This window comes from Nocardioides pollutisoli (assembly GCF_040045055.1).
GTDB classification, from domain to species: Bacteria; Actinomycetota; Actinomycetes; order Propionibacteriales; family Nocardioidaceae; genus Nocardioides; species Nocardioides tweenelious.
This window is the reverse complement of record NZ_JBDZDU010000001.1, coordinates 3,344,470-3,359,093: the sequence shown is the minus strand read 5'-3', so window position 1 is coordinate 3,359,093 and position 14,624 is coordinate 3,344,470. Positions and strand designations below refer to the sequence as shown.

Annotated in this window: 15 protein-coding genes; 8 read left to right on the top strand and 7 right to left on the bottom strand. The window is 71.0% G+C overall.

The window, feature by feature from the left end; genetic code table 11:
- Window positions 1-22: 22 nt before the first annotated feature.
- Genes ABLE68_RS16495 through ABLE68_RS16485 form a run of 3 tightly spaced genes read left to right on the top strand, consistent with a single transcriptional unit; the run spans window position 23 to window position 1,236 of the window.
- Window positions 23-241 (top strand): hypothetical protein, encoded by a 219-nt coding sequence (locus ABLE68_RS16495; RefSeq protein WP_348872794.1) that lies wholly within the window; start codon window positions 23-25, stop codon window positions 239-241.
- 9 nt (window positions 242-250) lie between these two features.
- On the top strand, window positions 251-940 hold the full coding sequence (locus ABLE68_RS16490) for an AzlC family ABC transporter permease (RefSeq protein ID WP_348872792.1): 690 nt from the start codon (window positions 251-253) through the stop codon (window positions 938-940).
- Window positions 937-1,236, top strand: a complete 300-nt coding sequence (locus ABLE68_RS16485) for an AzlD domain-containing protein (RefSeq protein WP_348872790.1) — start codon at window positions 937-939, stop codon at window positions 1,234-1,236. Before ABLE68_RS16490 ends, ABLE68_RS16485 begins: the two co-directional genes overlap by 4 nt.
- A gap of 66 nt (window positions 1,237-1,302) precedes the next feature.
- Here the strand turns inward: ABLE68_RS16485 and ABLE68_RS16480 are convergent, their stop codons facing one another.
- Window positions 1,303-2,913 (bottom strand): M4 family metallopeptidase, encoded by a 1,611-nt coding sequence (locus ABLE68_RS16480; protein WP_348872788.1) that lies wholly within the window; start codon window positions 2,911-2,913, stop codon window positions 1,303-1,305.
- A gap of 129 nt (window positions 2,914-3,042) precedes the next feature.
- Window positions 3,043-3,789, bottom strand: a complete 747-nt coding sequence (gene dapB / locus ABLE68_RS16475) for a 4-hydroxy-tetrahydrodipicolinate reductase (protein WP_348872786.1) — start codon at window positions 3,787-3,789, stop codon at window positions 3,043-3,045.
- Between the two features lie 73 nt (window positions 3,790-3,862).
- Here dapB and ABLE68_RS16470 point away from each other — a divergent pair, with 73 nt between their 5' ends.
- Genes ABLE68_RS16470 through ABLE68_RS16460 form a run of 3 tightly spaced genes read left to right on the top strand, consistent with a single transcriptional unit; the run spans window position 3,863 to window position 5,582 of the window.
- Entirely contained in the window at window positions 3,863-4,378 is a 516-nt protein-coding gene (locus ABLE68_RS16470) for a class I SAM-dependent methyltransferase (protein ID WP_348872784.1), read from the top strand.
- A 56-nt stretch (window positions 4,379-4,434) separates the two neighbouring features.
- On the top strand, window positions 4,435-5,031 hold the full coding sequence (locus tag ABLE68_RS16465) for a transposase (protein ID WP_348872782.1): 597 nt from the start codon (window positions 4,435-4,437) through the stop codon (window positions 5,029-5,031).
- Window positions 5,028-5,582 carry a hypothetical protein gene (locus ABLE68_RS16460; protein WP_348872781.1) on the top strand — a complete coding sequence of 185 codons (555 nt, stop codon included), beginning with the start codon at window positions 5,028-5,030 and terminating at the stop codon, window positions 5,580-5,582. The genes ABLE68_RS16465 and ABLE68_RS16460 overlap by 4 nt, the downstream gene beginning before the upstream one ends.
- On the opposite strand, the gene ABLE68_RS16455 is transcribed toward ABLE68_RS16460, so the two are convergent.
- The 4 genes from ABLE68_RS16455 to ABLE68_RS16440 form a co-directional block, all read right to left on the bottom strand.
- Window positions 5,579-7,789: a M14 family zinc carboxypeptidase gene (locus ABLE68_RS16455; protein ID WP_348872779.1), complete on the bottom strand. Its 2,211-nt coding sequence runs from the start codon at window positions 7,787-7,789 to the stop codon at window positions 5,579-5,581. The genes ABLE68_RS16460 and ABLE68_RS16455 overlap by 4 nt on opposite strands.
- Before the next feature lie 35 nt (window positions 7,790-7,824).
- On the bottom strand, window positions 7,825-8,910 hold the full coding sequence (gene mraY / locus ABLE68_RS16450) for a phospho-N-acetylmuramoyl-pentapeptide-transferase (protein WP_348872777.1): 1,086 nt from the start codon (window positions 8,908-8,910) through the stop codon (window positions 7,825-7,827).
- 118 nt (window positions 8,911-9,028) lie between these two features.
- Complete coding sequence (locus ABLE68_RS16445) at window positions 9,029-10,876, bottom strand: glycoside hydrolase family 3 protein (RefSeq protein WP_348872776.1); 1,848 nt, start codon at window positions 10,874-10,876, stop codon at window positions 9,029-9,031.
- A 71-nt stretch (window positions 10,877-10,947) separates the two neighbouring features.
- Window positions 10,948-11,301 (bottom strand): VOC family protein, encoded by a 354-nt coding sequence (locus ABLE68_RS16440; RefSeq protein ID WP_348872775.1) that lies wholly within the window; start codon window positions 11,299-11,301, stop codon window positions 10,948-10,950.
- Window positions 11,302-11,323: 22 nt separating this feature from the next.
- On the opposite strand from ABLE68_RS16440, the gene ABLE68_RS16435 reads away from it, so the two are divergent.
- Window positions 11,324-12,667 carry a calcium-binding protein gene (locus ABLE68_RS16435; RefSeq protein ID WP_348872774.1) on the top strand — a complete coding sequence of 448 codons (1,344 nt, stop codon included), beginning with the start codon at window positions 11,324-11,326 and terminating at the stop codon, window positions 12,665-12,667.
- A gap of 43 nt (window positions 12,668-12,710) precedes the next feature.
- Window positions 12,711-13,307: a dihydrofolate reductase family protein gene (locus ABLE68_RS16430; RefSeq protein WP_348872772.1), complete on the top strand. Its 597-nt coding sequence runs from the start codon at window positions 12,711-12,713 to the stop codon at window positions 13,305-13,307.
- On the opposite strand, the gene ABLE68_RS16425 is transcribed toward ABLE68_RS16430, so the two are convergent.
- The gene (locus tag ABLE68_RS16425; RefSeq protein ID WP_348872770.1) at window positions 13,304-14,548 is read right to left on the bottom strand and encodes a M16 family metallopeptidase; all 1,245 of its coding nucleotides are present in this window, start codon (window positions 14,546-14,548) and stop codon (window positions 13,304-13,306) included. The two genes, ABLE68_RS16430 and ABLE68_RS16425, sit on opposite strands and share 4 nt — an antisense overlap.
- Window positions 14,549-14,624: the final 76 nt, after the last annotated feature.

Sequence of the window (14,624 nt, the reverse complement as noted above, 5' to 3'; positions counted from 1 at the left end):
CCTCCAGATTTGGAGAACGCACGTGTTCGGTCCGTTGCCTCCGCTCCACCGCACGCTGGTCGTGCTCACCGCGCTCACCGTGGGCATCGCATCCGGGGTCTGGATGGTCCACGTGACCGCCGTACCCGCCCTGATCGCTGCCGGCATCGGCTGGGGCCTGCTCGCGGGCCTGCTGCTGACCTACGTGCTCCTGCACGACTTCCACCGGCGGCCTCGCGCGGTCCGGGTGCGACACCACTAATCTTCCGGGGTGACCGACCCACCGCTCGAGCCCGAGGAGCGGTCCTCGATCATCCGCGACAGCCTCGGCGTCGGCATCGCCACCGGGGCGTACGGCGTGGGCTTCGGCGCGGTGTCGGTCGCGTCGGGACTCTCGGTCGCACAGACCTGTGCGCTGTCGCTGCTGGTCTTCACCGGTGCGAGCCAGTTCGCGCTGGTCGGGGTGATCGCCGCCGGCGGCGCACCGATCTCCGGGGCACTGACCGCCATGCTGCTCGGCACCCGCAACACGTTGTACGGCCTGCGCCTCGCCCCGCTGCTCGCCTGGCGGGGGTGGCGCCGCGCGCTGGCCGCCCAGGTCCTCATCGACGAGTCCACGGCGATGTCGGTGACCCGGGAGTCGACCCCGGCCGCCCGGCTCGGCTTCCTCACGACCGGGATCTCGGTCTTCGTGCTCTGGAACGCCGCCACCCTCGCGGGCGCGGTCGCCGGCAACGCGATCGGTGACCCGCGCACCTACGGTCTGGACGCCGCCGTGGGTGCGGCCTTCCTGGCCCTGCTCTGGCCACGGCTCACGACGCGTCGCAACCAGCTGGTCGCCGTCGCCGCCGCCGCGGTCGCCCTCGGGACCGTGCCGCTCGTGCCTGCGGGCGTACCGGTCCTCGCCGCTGCGGCGGTCGCGCTGCTCGCCGGCGTGCTCACGAAGGACGAGACCCGATGATCTGGGTCGCCGTCGGGATCACCGCGATCGGCTGCTACCTGCTCAAGCTGGCCGGCCTGTCCGTGCCGCCGCGCGTGCTCGAGCGGCCCCTCGTGGAGCGCGTCGCCGACTTCATCCCGGTCGCCCTGCTCGCGGCCCTGATCGCCGTCCAGGTCTTCAGCCACGGCCACAGCCTGACGATCGACGCACGAGCCGTCGGACTGGGCGTGGCCGTCGTGCTGCTGGTGCTGCGCGCGCCGTTCCTCGTCGTGGTCTTCGGCGCCGCGGTCGTCGCCGCCGTGGTGCGGCTCCTCTAGGACGCAGGAAGACCCGCGCCGATCCCGTGGGGGCGCGGGTCTTCCCTCAGCGGTCTCCTGGAGGGGTCAGCTCACGCTGACAGCACTCCAGGCCGTGGCGACCGCGTTGTACTGAGCGCTGCCCGCACCGTAGAGGTCCTTGGCGGCGTTCAGGGTCGCCGTACGCGCGCCCGCGTAGTTGGTGCTCGACGTCATGTAGACCGTCAGGGCGCGGTACCAGATCTTCTGCGCGGCGTCCCGACCGATACCGGTCACCGTCGAGCCGTTGCAGGTCGGAGAGTTGTGGGCGATGCCGTTGATGGTCTTCGGACCCGAGCCCTCGGCGAGCAGGTAGAAGAAGTGGTTGCCCACCCCCGACGAGTAGTGCACGTCGAGGTTCTTGGTGTTGGAGCTGTAGCAGTTCGGCGAGCTGCCGTCCGAGATCGGGTTGTCCATGCGGCGCAGCCCGGTGTGGTTCTTGAGGTCGAACTCCTCACCGATCAGGTAGTCGCCCGGGTCGTTCGGGTTGTTGGCGAAGAACTCGACCATCGTGCCGAAGATGTCCGAGGTCGCCTCGTTGAGGCCGCCGGACTCACCGTCGTAGCTGAGGTTGGCGGAGTTCTCGGTGACGCCGTGCGACATCTCGTGACCGGCCACGTCGAGCGAGACCAGCGGGCCGTACGACGTGCCGTCGCCGTCGCCGTACGTCATCTTGGTGCCGTCCCAGAAGGCGTTGACGTAGCCGTTGCCGTAGTGGGTGCGGTTGTAGGAGCCGGCGCCGGTGCCGAAGATCCCGTTCCGGCCGTGGACCTGGTTGTAGTAGTCCCAGGTCTCGTTGGTGCCGTACTGCGCGTCGACCGCCGCCGACTCACGGCTGCTCGTCGAGCCGGTGCCGAACGAGGAGTCCGGGCTGGTGAAGGTCGTGCCCGTCTGGCAGCCCGACCCGAAGACCTGGCAGAAGAGCGAGTCCTCCTTGTTCTTGAGGTCGGTCGTGTAGGTGCCGCCGCGGGTCGGGTCCTTGAGCGTGTACGTCGAGCCCGACTGCGTCAGCTGGAGCGGCACGGTGCCCGAGTAGAGCGACTGGCCGGAGCCGTCGACGGTCTCGATCTGCTGCTCGCGCCACAGGACCTTGCCCGACGTGGCGTCGACGTACGACGCGAGGCGGCTGGGCGTGCCGTCGGCCTGGGTGCCGCCGGTGACGATCTCCCAGGCGAGGCGCGGCGTGCCGGAGGTGGCATCGACGACGAGCGACGCGGACTCCCGCTTCGCGCCGGTGATCGAGCGGGTGACGGGCGTCTTGGCGAGCGCGGAGACGGTCGCACCGGCCGCACTGAGGGCCGGGGTGGTGCTCAGCTTCACGGGCGTGTCCAGCGTCTGGCTCACGCCGCGCCAGCCCGCGGTGGGGCCGCGGTGCACGACGAGGTCGCCGCCGACGACCTCCAGGCCGCGGTAGACGCGGTCAAGGCGCACGTGGGTGGAGCCGTCGGCGTCGGTGATCTTGCCGACCACCTGGTAGGACGTGCCCGTGGTCGCGAGTGCCGCTGCGGGATGGCTGAGGAGTGCGTGGACGGCACTGCCGGCGTGGGCTGCCGGGGTGGTGGTCGCGTCCGGGGAGGCTGCTTGACCGCTGCCGGCCTGGACGCCGACCGCGGTGAGAGCGAGGACCGCCGCAGTGGCGATGCCCGAGATGGTGCGCATGGAGGGTCCCTCTCGTCGTTGAGCGGCTCCGGTGTCGAAGCCTTGTCGCTCTCAACGACGCCCGACAGCGCGGGCTACCCTCCGGTTCCTGCAATGCGTGAACCTGAGGGACTCTGTCCGGGTCCGGGCTCAGTCCAGCTCGAGGAAGTGCTCCAGGCCGACGGTGAGGCCCGGGTGCGCCGCTATCGCGCGCAGCCCGGTCAGCACGCCGGGCGTGAACGACGCCCGGTCCATCGAGTCGTGCCGGATGGTCAGGGTCTCCCCCACCCCACCGAGGACGACCTCCTGGTGGGCGACCATGCCACGCACCCGCAGGCCGTGGACGTGGATGCCGTCGACGACCGCACCGCGGGCCCCCTCGAGCCCGGTGGACGTCGCGTCCGGCACCGGACCGACGCCGGCGTCCCGCCGCGCGGCGGCGATCAGCTCCGCCGTACGCCGTGCGGTGCCCGACGGCGCATCCGCCTTGGTCGGGTGGTGGAGCTCGATGACCTCGACGGACTCGAAGAACGGCGCGGCCACGGCAGCGAAGCGCATCATCAAGATCGCTCCGATCGAGAAGTTCGGGGCGATCAGGACGCCGGTCCGCGGGCTGTCGCCGAGCCAGCCGTTGAGGGTCTGGAGCCGGCCGTCGTCGAAGCCGGTCGTGCCGACGACGGCATGGATGCCGTGCTCGATGCAGAACTCGAGGTTGTCCATCACCACGTCGGGGTGGGTGAAGTCCACGACCGCCTCGGCTCCCCCGGACACCAGCGCGTCGATCGGGTCACCGGCGTCGATCGAGGCCACCAGCTCCAGATCGTCGGCTGCCTCGACCGCGCGGCACACCTCGGAACCGACCTTGCCGCGTGCTCCCAGCACGCCCACCTTGATCACGGCGACAACCTACTAGTGGTCGCCCGAGCGTCACTGGTGCCGGGTCGTGGACACTTCTGGCAGTCTTGCCCCCATGGCGTTGCAGACGATCCCGCCTCGGATCCGGTGGGCAGTGGACCTGATGGACGTCCAACCGTCCGACCATGTCCTCGAGATCGGCTGCGGGCCGGGCGCGGCGGCCGAGCTGATCTGCGAGCGCCTGGACACCGGCAAGCTCTTCGCCATCGACCGCTCCGAGTCGGGCGTCGACCGCACCAAGCGCCGCTGCCAGAAGCACGTGGACGCCGGACGGCTCACGGTCCGCCAGATCGACCTCGCCACGCTGCGGGTCCCGGTGAAGCGGCTCAACAAGGTCTTCGCCTTCAACGTCAACCTGTTCTGGGTGCGCGCCTGCGCCGACGAGGTGGCGCTGCTGCACGAGCGCGTCGTCCCCGGCGGTGCGGTCTACCTCTTCTACGAGGCCAACCGTCCCGAGCTGGTGCCCAACATCGTCCGCAAGGCGTCGGCGGCGCTCGCCGAGGGCGGCTTCCGGGTCTCGGTCGTCGACCAGAAGGCACCGCCGGTCGTCGGCATCATCGGCCGCAGATAAGACAATTTCCTACATTGCTCTTGCATTAGGTTATTTCCGATCTTAGGCTGGTCGCGATGACCGCCCTCGTGCTCACCGTCGACCAGCGGGGCAGCCGCAGCTCCCCCGACCTGATCCCGGACACCCTGACCGCCCTCGCGGCGGTCCCCACGCTGCTGCCCTTCGAGCGCACCGTGGGCGACGAGTTCCAGGGGGTGCTCGACCGGCCCGAGGCGCTGCCCGACGCGGTCGAGCTGCTGCTCCGCGCCGACGCCTGGAACATCGGTCTCGGCGTCGGCGTCATCGAGGAGCCGCTCCCCGACCACACCCGGGCCGGTCGCGGTCCGGCGTACGTCCAGGCGCGCAGCGCGGTGACCGCCGCCAAGAGCAGCCCGTGGCACCTGCGGGTCTGTGCCGACGACCCCGCGGCCCGCGCGCTCGAGACCACGCTGTGGCTCTGGGCGGCCGTGCTCGCCCGTCGTACGTCGCGGGGCTGGGAGGTCGCCGACCTCGTCGCCGAGGGCCTGTCGTACGCCGAGGCCGGGGCCCGGCTCGGCATCAGCCAGTCGGCCGTCAGCCAGCGCGCGCAGGCGGCCGGGATCGTCGAGAGCCGGCGCGCCCGCGAGCTGGTCGTCGACCTCGCCACCCACCTCCTCGGGAAGGAGACGGCATGAGCCCGTCCGACCGCACGTTCCTCGTGATGGCGCTGACGACCTTCGCCGTGGTCGCTGCCGTCGTGGCGTGGACGTCACCGCTCGCTCGCCGGATCTGGGCGCCCGCCGCCCTGGCGCTGCTGCTCGCCAGCGGGGCAGTCGCCGCGACCGTCGGGCCCGAGGTCGCCATCGGGGACGGGCAGTGGATCCTCATCGTCTCTCTCGGCGGTCTCCTCGCCATCGCCGGCGGCGGTCCGCTCACCGCCCTGATCTTCGACCTCGTCGACCGCCGCGAGGCAGCTGCCGACTCGCTCGACCGCGCCGGCCACGTGCTCCGCGGCGGCGCCTGGATCGGCGCCCTCGAGCGCGCCGCGATCTTCGCGACCCTGGTCGCCGGCTGGCCCGAGGGCCTCGCCGTCGTCCTGGCCGTCAAGGGGCTCGGCCGCTACCCCGAGCTCCGCGCCGCCGAGGACGGCGTACGCACCGGCGCCGCCGAGCGCTTCATCATCGGCACCTTCGCCAGCGTGCTCTGGGCGTGCGGCTGCGCGGGCGTCGTGGTGATGCTGGGCTAGTTCGCCGGCGCGGGCACGGAGCCGGTCGGCGTCCCGAGGATCGCCTTCCTGAGCAGGCGTGCGGAGCCGTCGGCGACGGCGCGGAAGTTGGGCTCGTAGCCGAACACGGTCACGCTCCCGCGGCCGTGCTTCTCGACGGTCTCGAGCGCCGTGCCCGCGAGAGCCCGCGCCTTGGCGGCGAAGCCGGACACGAACATGTCGCGCGGGAAGGCACCGACCACGCGGGCGTCTCCCGGCGCCAGCACGAGGTTGTAGTCGCTGTCCCACTCGATGTAGTTGGGTCCGCCGGGCGTCCTGATCCGCATCATCGCCCCCGGCGACTTCGTCGTCGGCGTGGCCATGCCCACCTCGGAGAGCCCGATGCTCGAGGCCAGCAGGGCACCTTCCTGCCACCCCACGTAGCGGCCGCCGCGGGCGACCCAGGACCTGAGGGCAGCCCGGCCCTGGTCGCCCAGGCGACGGAAGACGGGCCCCGAGTCGACGTTGCCGACGACCAGGACGTCGACCTTGCGCAGCGCCGCGGCGGTGACGTCCTCCGGCTGGAGCACGTCGTACGGCAGCCGCCAGTCCTCGGCCAGCCGCCACTTGAGCCACCCGGAGTACTGGTAGTCGTTGAAGGTCTTCGTGAACTGGTCGAGCACGGCGATCCGCGGCAGCCGACCAGCCGGCCGAGGCGCGGCAGGCACGTGCAGCGTGGGGACCCGGCTCACCGGAGCGGTGACCGGCCGGCCAGTGGCGCCGCCCCGGATGCCGGCGAGCAGCGGAAGGCTCCAGCCGCTCACGTCGTAGAAGTAGGGGAACGGCACGTAGGTGTCCTCGTTGAGGGCGGCCTGCACCCAGTGCTTCTGCGGCTGAGCGAGGCTGACCCAGTACGTGCCGGCGGGGAGCGACGTACGCCGGGGGGCTTCGCCGTACGGGCGGAAGTCGCGGACCACGGTCCGGTGGTCGAGCCGGTCCACGACGACGTGGGCGGTCTGGAGCCGGCTCACGACCCGCCGCGTCGCCCGCGAGTCCCCGAGCAGGAAGTAGCCGCAGACCGGTCGCTTCGGGACGCGACGCTGCAGCTGGTGGCCCGGGTTGAAGATCTTGTTCGGCTCCAGCCGACAGCGCTCGCCCTCCGACTGCGCCTGCACGAAGGTGTTGCGCCACGTGCGCAGGACGCTGTCGTGGTGGGTCGCGCCGGCGTACAGCGTGGTGATCGCGGAGGTGTACTGGTGCCGCACGCGCACCGGGTAGGGCGACTCGTCCCCCTGCTCGAAGGTCATCCCGACCGCGCCCATCTGCGTCGTCGGGACAGTGTCGCCGTAGACCTGGGCGAAGAAGTCGTAGCCGGACCGCCAGGTCTCGTAGCGCCAGCCGTGCGCCTTGAACGCCTCGGCGTTCGCCGGGCCGTAGATCTGCTCGACCTGGCGGTAGAGCCCGTCCGGGGTCTCGTGGTATATCGGGTCCGCGACGGGCGGGAAGAAGTACTTCCGCCCGCTGTTCTCGTGCTCGTCGACGAACAGCTGCGGCGGGTACTTCCACAGCAGCCGGAGCCGGCCCGAGACCTCGGGCTGGGTGCCCACCAGGCCGTCGCGGTTCATGTCGAACGCGTAGGAGTTGTAGCGCGTGTCGTGCTCCCGCCCGTCCGGGTTCTGCACCGGGATCAGGCCGACGACCGCGTGGTCGAGGATCTCGCTCGCCACGCAGTCCGTGCGGTCGGCCAGCTCGTGCAGCAGCCGGACCACGGCGTCGCCGCCGGACGGCTCGTTGCCGTGCACGTTCGCGGCGATCCACAGGATCGTCGGCGTACGACCGATGATCTCCGCGGCCTCGTCGTCCGGGGTGGCCGGGTCGCGCAGCCGGTCGAGGTCCTGACGGATCGTCGGCAGCGCCTCCAGGGTGCCCGGCGTGGAGACCAGCGCGTAGCGCAACGGGCGGCCCTGCCAGGAGTGCGCGTAGACCCCGGTCACCACTCGGTCGCTGGCCTCGTCGGCGGCCCGCCAGTAGCGGCCGATCTCCTGGTTGGTCGCCTGCCGCGAGCCCAGCGGGAAGCCGAGCACGTCCTCCGGCGTCGGCACCGTGCCGCCGAGCACGGGGGTGGTCGTCGTCGGGTCGCATCCCTCGCGAGCGCTGGGTGGCGCGCTCGCGGGACGTGCTGTCGCCACGTCACCCAGCGAGAGGACGACGAGGGTGGCGGCGATCGTTCCGGCAAGGAGTCGGCGCATGCCGGGAGCCTAGGTGCCGCCGCCCCGGTAGGCGATCACCTGAGCCACTCGGCGTAGAAGATCCCGAGGCCGGTCGCGACGCAGACGCCGGCGATCACCCAGAAGCGGATGACCACGGTCGCCTCTTCCCACCCCAGGTGCTCGAAGTGGTGGTGGATGGGGGCGATCCGGAAGATGCGACGTCCGGTGCCGGTGAGCCGTCGGGTGATCTTGAAGTAGCTCATCTGCAGGAGCACCGACAGCGTCTCGATCACGAACAGTCCGGCGATCACGGCCATCAGCAGCTCGGTCCGCGACATGATCGCGAGCCCGGCAACGGCGCCTCCGATGGCCAGTGAGCCGACGTCGCCCATGATGATCCGCGCGGGTTTGGCGTTCCACCACAGGAAGCCGATGCAGGCGGCCGCGATCGCAGCCGAGAAGACCGCGAGGTCGAGCGGGTCACGCACCTGGTAGCACTGGGACTCGACCACGTCGGGTCGGGCGGATCCGCACCGCTGGTTGTTCTGCCAGATGTTGAGGATCGTGTAGGCGCCGAAGACCATCGCCGACGTCCCAGCGAGCAGCCCGTCGGCTCCGTCGGTCAGGTTGGCACCGTTGGAGGTCGCGGTCACGATGAACCAGATCAGGAGCAGGACCACGACCAGAGGCAGCTTGACGCCCCAGTCGTGCGTGGTGGAGATGTGCTGCGACGCGGGGGTGACGCCCCGGTCGTCCGGGAAGAACTGCGTCGCCAGGATGCCGAAGCCGAGGGCCACCACCGTCTGGCCCGCCATCTTCGCCCGACTGCTCAACCCCTGGTTGTGCTGGGTGTAGACCTTGATGAAGTCGTCCAGGAACCCGACGACTCCGCAGCCCAGGAAGAGCAGCATGAGGAGCCAGGCGCTGGCGCTGGGCCACCCGCCGGTGAGGACCGTCGCGACGAGATAGGCGGCCGTCGAGCACAACACGATCAGCAGACCGCCCATGGTCGGGGTGCCCCGCTTGGTGTGGTGGGTGGTCGGTCCGTCGTCCCTGATCGGCTGGCCGAACCCGCGCGCGGTGAACCAGCCGATGGCCAGGCGCGTCCCGAGCAGGGAGCAGATCAGCGCCAGCGCGCCGCTGACCAGAATCACCCGCAACGATCGACTCCCTTCTGTCTCATCCCTGGACGTCGCTGCTCGCGAGCCAGCCGCCAATTGTGCGGGAGGACCGGTTCACCACCGTGGACCCGCGCCGACGACGGGGCCGCCCGGTTCGTCAATAGGACAGGCCGTAGCCGAACGGGTAGAGGTCGCCGGCCGTGCCGTCGGCGTGCGGGATCGAGACCGGCAGCTTGCCGGTCGGGTCGAACTCCCCGAACATCACCGCCACCAGCGAGTCGACCTGCTGGGCCGTGTAGCCGTAGGTGTCGATCACGGTCGGGGCGTCGGGGAACGACGCCACGTCGTAGGGGTTGCTCATGGCGGCGACCACGACCGGCGTCCCGGTCGCGAGCAGGGCCTTCACGAGCTTGGTCTGCGCTGCGGCGCTCGCCAGCGGCGCCCCGGACGGGTCGACGGCGAACGCCTTGTTGGTCGACACGACGACCAGGTCGGACATCTGCGCGGCGGCGACCGCGTTGTCGATGTCGGTCTGGGCAGGCGTCGTGCCGGTCTGCAGGACCTGCGTCGTCGCGCCGCGCTCGCTGAGCGAGGTGCCCAGGAGCGCGGTCGTGGTCACGCCCCAGCCGGTGACGAGCACCTTGCGCGGCCCGGCGGTCAGCGGCAGCAGGTCGTCGTCGTTCTTGACGAGCGTGGTGGTGCGGTCGGTGATCGCCGCCGCGGCGGCGAGGTGGTCCGGCGCGCCCATCACCTGGGACGCCGTGGTCGGGTTGACCAGGGCGTCGTCGAAGAGACCGCGCTCGAACTTGTGCATCAGGACCCGGTAGACCGACGCCTTCAACCGATCCTTGGTGATCACGCCGCTCTTGACCGCCGCCAGCACCGCGGCGTACGCCGTGTCCATCTGCGGTGGGACGAGCAGCTGGTCGGCGCCGGCGAGCAACGCCCGGACCGGGGCCACGTCGGGCGGGAACGTCTCGGTCGCGCCGCCCATGTCGAGGGCGTCGGTGACGATCAGCCCATTGAAGCCGAGCTGCTTGCGCAGCAGCCCCGTGAGGATCTTGTGCGACATCGTGGCCGGTACGCCGCTCGGGTCGACCGCGGGGAGCACCACGTGGGCCGTCATGATCGTGTCCACCCCGGCGGCGATCGCGGCGCGGAACGGCGGCAGGTCGATCGTGTTCATCTGCGCCAGCGTGTGGGTCACGATCGGCAGGCCGAAGTGGCTGTCGACGCCGGTGTCACCGTGGCCCGGGAAGTGCTTCGACACGGCCGAGACGCCGCCGGCGTGGTAGCCGCGGACCTGGGCGACGACGAGCTTCGACACGAGCGTCGGGTCGGACCCGACCGAGCGGATCCCGATGACCGGGTTGCTCGGGTTGATGTTGACGTCGGAGACCGGCGCGTAGTCCTGGGTGACCCCGACCGCGGCGAGCTCGCTGCCGATGATGGTCGCCGACTGCCGGGCGTCCGCTGCCGACCGGCCGGCGCCGAGCGCCATGTTGCCGGGCATCTGGGTCGCGGGCGCGCCGAAGCGGGCGACCAAGGAGCCGCCCTCCTGGTCGACCGAGATCTGCAGCGGGATCCTGTTCGGCAGCGCCTGCGCGGCGAACTGCAGCCCGTTGGACAGGGTGGCCACCTGCGACGGCGTCCCGACGTTGTCGTCGTTGTTGCGAGTCGTGTAGTAGATGACCCCGCCGGGCATGTACTTCGCGATCGCCTCGGCCGGGGCGTCGACGCCGTACAGCATCTGGTTGGTGGCCATCGCGGTGTCGCTCACCGTGTAGGCGTCGCGACCGGCCACCTCGATGACGAAGAGCTGGCCGATCTTCTGCCGCAGTGACATGTGCTTCATCAGCGCCCGCACCTGGGCGTCGTACGACGGTGTCGGCGGGGTGGTGTGCCCCGGCTTCACCGCGGTAGCGGCGGGCGGGCCGAAGGTCGCGGCCATCGCGAGCGAGAGACCGACGACGAGCATCCGGGTCCGAGCGGGCCGAGCAGACATGACGCACCTCCGACCACGACGCTAGGGGTGCCCGCGCCGGTTGGGAGGGTTTTCAGCAGTTTGCGAGCCCGTCAGGCGGGCTGCCAGAGCTCGACCCGGTTGCCCTCGGGGTCCGTGACCCAGCCGAAGCGACCCACGCCGTCCATGTCCTGGACCTCCTCCGCCACGTCCGCGCCCGCCGATCGCAGCTGGGCGAGCATCGCGTCGAGGTCCCGGACCCGGAAGTTGAGCATCGTCTGCTGGGTGCGCGCACCGAAGTAGTCGGTCTCCGTCTCGAACGCCGCGAACACGGTCGGGCCGGCCTGCGGCTGCCAGAGGCCGTGCTCGTCGGAGTCCAGCCCGAGGCAGTCGCGGTACCAGGCGCTCAAGGCGTCGGGGTCGTTCGCACGGAGGAAGTAGCCGCCGATGCCGAGCACTCGTTCCATGGCGTCAGCGTATGGTCGCGGGATGCACTCGGGGAGCAAGCGGACCGGATTCATCCTTGCGGTGGCGACCGCGACGGCGGCGGCCCTCGCGTGGACGCCCGCCGCTCCGGCCGGTGCTGCCGACGAGACCTGTCACGGCGTGCCCGCGACGATCGTCGTCACCGGCGTGAGCCCAGGCTCTCTCGGCGCCGATGGCACCGAGGGCGATGACGTGATCGTGGTGGCTACGTCGGACTACCTCCACGTGTTCGCCCTGGGTGGCAACGATCTCGTCTGCAACGGTGCGAACACCTACACCGACGCGGGCGCGGGCGACGACGTCGTCTGGGGTGGGAGCACGGACACCGGCATCAGCAGCAACGGGCTCTACGGCGGTTTCGGCAACGATCAGCTCTACGGCGGCCCGGGACGCGACGACATGACCGGCGGTCCCGGCGACGACGTGCTGAGCGGCGGCGCCGGCAACGACGAGCTCGCAGGAGGGGACGGCAACCGGTCCGACCTGGCTGCCGATCCCGACCACGACTCGGTCGACGCTGGCCCGGGCGACGACACGGTCTACGACGACGTCGCCGACGACGAGTTTCACGGCGGTGACGGGCACGACACGTTCTACCTCAGCAACTTCTCCGACGACCCCGTCGACGAGCACTGCTACCTGGACAACGACCCCACGCCCGTGCTCGACGTCGCAACGGGCACCGTCACCGGGCTGGGCAGCGACACGTTCGACGGCTTCGAGACCTACGTCGGCGGTGACTACGACCAGACCCTCATCGGGAGCGACGGAGCCGACGACCTCCGCTCCAACCGCTGCGGCCACGCCCTGATCGACGGGCGCGGCGGCGACGACACCCTGGTCGGCGACTCCGTCGCGGGCGGCACGATCCGGGGCGGCGACGGGAGCGACCTGGTCACGATCGCCGGGACCTACACGGTGCACGGCGGATCGGGAGTTGACCGCGTCACGCTCACGAGCGCGTCACGAGCGACCACCGACGGCTCCCGCATCTTCGGCGGAGACGGCTCCGACTGGCTCGTGATCGATCGGCCCGCCTACTCGGTGACCGACCTGCGCAGCGGGCTGTGGAAGGGCGGCAAGCGCCGGGTCGTCGTCGACACGATCGAGAACGCCCGCCTGCTCCAGGGTGGCAACCAGCTCCACAAGCCGACGATCATGGTCGGCACGGCGGGCGCCAACGTGCTCGACGGTCCACCTGACTACCGCCTTCGCGGGCCACGCACCGTGCTCCGCGGTCTCGGCGGTCCGGACACGCTTCTCGGGGGGCCGCACGACACGGCCGACGGCGGACCCGGTCACGACACCTGCCGGGCCCCGCACAGGATCCACTGCGAGGCTCGCTAGCCCGCTTCGATGAGTCCACGCCCCGGATCCGGTCTGATGAGGCATGGCAACCGTGATCATGCACGCAGTGGTGTCCGTCGACGGCTTCATCGCGGACGAGAACGACGAGGTCGGACCGCTCTTCGACTGGTACTTCAACGGTGACCTGCCGATCGCGACCGACGCAGCGGAGGCGCGTCAGTCGCCCTTCCGTCTCGGACCCAGGTCACACGACTACGTCAGCTCCTTCTGGCGCACGATCGGCGCGACCGTCCAGGGGCGGCACCTCTTCGACCTGACCAACGGGTGGGAGGCGGAGCCGCCCGCGGGCGACCACCTGGTCGTGGTCTCGCACCGGCCCAAGCCGGAGGGCTGGCACCCCGAGGCCGACGTCCCGTTCTTCGACGACGTCGCGGCCGCCGTCACGGAGGCGAAGCGACGAGCCGGTGACCGGGTCGTCGCTCTTTGCGCGGGGGACGTCGGAGCCCAGGCGCTGGCGCTCGGGCTCGTGGACGAGGTCGCGATGGACGTCGTGCCCGTGGTCTTCGGCAGCGGCAAGCGCTACTTCGGGTCGCTCGACTCGCAGCACCTGCTCGAGGACCCGAGCCTGGTCATCCAGGGCGACCGGGTCCTCCACCTGCGCTACCCGGTGACGCGCTAGCTGGGGCCGACGACCGCGAGGATCTCGGGCCGCGTGAAGACCTCGGCCGCGATGGAGCGGACCTCCTCGAGGGTGACGCCCTCGATCCGGGCCATCACCTCGTCGATGCTGAGCAGCTCGTCGTGGACCAGCTCGGCCTTGCCGATGCGCGACATCCGGGACGCGGAGTCCTCGAGACCTAGCACCAGGCCGCCGCGCAGCTGGCCCTTGCCACGGGCCAGCTCCTCGGCGGAGATGCCGTCGCGGGCGACCTTGGCGAGCTCGTCGCGGACGACGGCCAGGACCTCGTCGAGCTTGCTCGGCAGGCACCCGACCGACACCCCGACCAGGCCCGAGTCTGCGTGGCTGGAGGAGAAGGAGAAGACCGAGTAGGCCAGGCCACGGCGCTCGCGCACCTCCTGGAAGAGACGGCTCGACGTGCCGCCACCGAGCGCGGTGTTGAGGACGCCGAGCGCGAAGCGGCGCTCGTCGTCGCGGACCAGCCCCTCCATGCCGAGCACCACGTTGACCTGCTCGAAGGGACGCGTGGCATGCGCCGCGCCCGGGGCGACGCGCTTGCGCGAGCCGTGCCGAGGGCGAACCGGCGCCTCCTCCACGTCGAGCCAGCTGTTGCGGCCGAAGGCGGCCACGACCTGCCGCACGAGGGCGGGGTGGTCGACGTTGCCGGCGGCCGCGACGACGATGTTCGCGGGCCGGTAGTGGCGGCGGTAGAACCGCAGGATCTGCGCGCGGGTCAGGGCCGAGATCGAGGCGTCGGTGCCGGCGATCCCGCGACCCAGCGGGCTGTCGCCCCAGGCCTGCTCCGCGAAGAGGTTGTGGACGACGTCGTCGGGGTCGTCGTCGTGCATCGCGATCTCGTCGAGGATCACGTCGCGCTCCGCCTCGACGTCCTCCGCGAGGAGGGTGGAGGCGGTGATCATGTCGCCGAGCACGTCGACGGCCAGCGGCAGGTCCTCGTCGAGCACCCGCGCGTGGAAGCAGGTGTACTCCTTCGCGGTGAAGGCGTTGAACTCGCCACCGACCGCGTCGAGCGCCACCGAGATGTCGAGAGCCGAGCGCTCGTCGGTGCCCTTGAAGAGCAGGTGCTCGAGGAAGTGCGAGCAGCCGTGCAGGGTCGGGGACTCGTCGCGCGAGCCGACACCGACCCAGACGCCGATCGTGGCCGACCGGACGCCGGCCTGCTGCTCGCTGATGATCCGGAGCCCGCTGGGCAGCGTCGTACGACGGACCTGCGAGGTCACCTGCCCGCCGGCGTCACGCTCGGTGTGCAGGGTGCGGGTCTGCTGTCGGGCCCGGGAAGGCGTCGACCCGCCCGAA

Excerpts from the sequence above, each read along its gene's own strand:
- ABLE68_RS16485 (WP_348872790.1), top strand. The coding sequence starts at position 937 with ATGATCTGGGTCGCCGTCGGGATCACCGCGATCGGCTGCTACCTGCTC.
- ABLE68_RS16480 (WP_348872788.1), bottom strand. The coding sequence starts at position 2,913 with ATGCGCACCATCTCGGGCATCGCCACTGCGGCGGTCCTCGCTCTCACC.
- ABLE68_RS16470 (WP_348872784.1), top strand. The coding sequence starts at position 3,863 with ATGGCGTTGCAGACGATCCCGCCTCGGATCCGGTGGGCAGTGGACCTG.
- ABLE68_RS16465 (WP_348872782.1), top strand. The coding sequence starts at position 4,435 with ATGACCGCCCTCGTGCTCACCGTCGACCAGCGGGGCAGCCGCAGCTCC.
- ABLE68_RS16460 (WP_348872781.1), top strand. The coding sequence starts at position 5,028 with ATGAGCCCGTCCGACCGCACGTTCCTCGTGATGGCGCTGACGACCTTC.
- ABLE68_RS16455 (WP_348872779.1), bottom strand. The coding sequence starts at position 7,789 with ATGCGCCGACTCCTTGCCGGAACGATCGCCGCCACCCTCGTCGTCCTC.
- ABLE68_RS16445 (WP_348872776.1), bottom strand. The coding sequence starts at position 10,876 with ATGTCTGCTCGGCCCGCTCGGACCCGGATGCTCGTCGTCGGTCTCTCG.
- ABLE68_RS16440 (WP_348872775.1), bottom strand. The coding sequence starts at position 11,301 with ATGGAACGAGTGCTCGGCATCGGCGGCTACTTCCTCCGTGCGAACGAC.
- ABLE68_RS16435 (WP_348872774.1), top strand. The coding sequence starts at position 11,324 with ATGCACTCGGGGAGCAAGCGGACCGGATTCATCCTTGCGGTGGCGACC.
- ABLE68_RS16430 (WP_348872772.1), top strand. The coding sequence starts at position 12,711 with ATGGCAACCGTGATCATGCACGCAGTGGTGTCCGTCGACGGCTTCATC.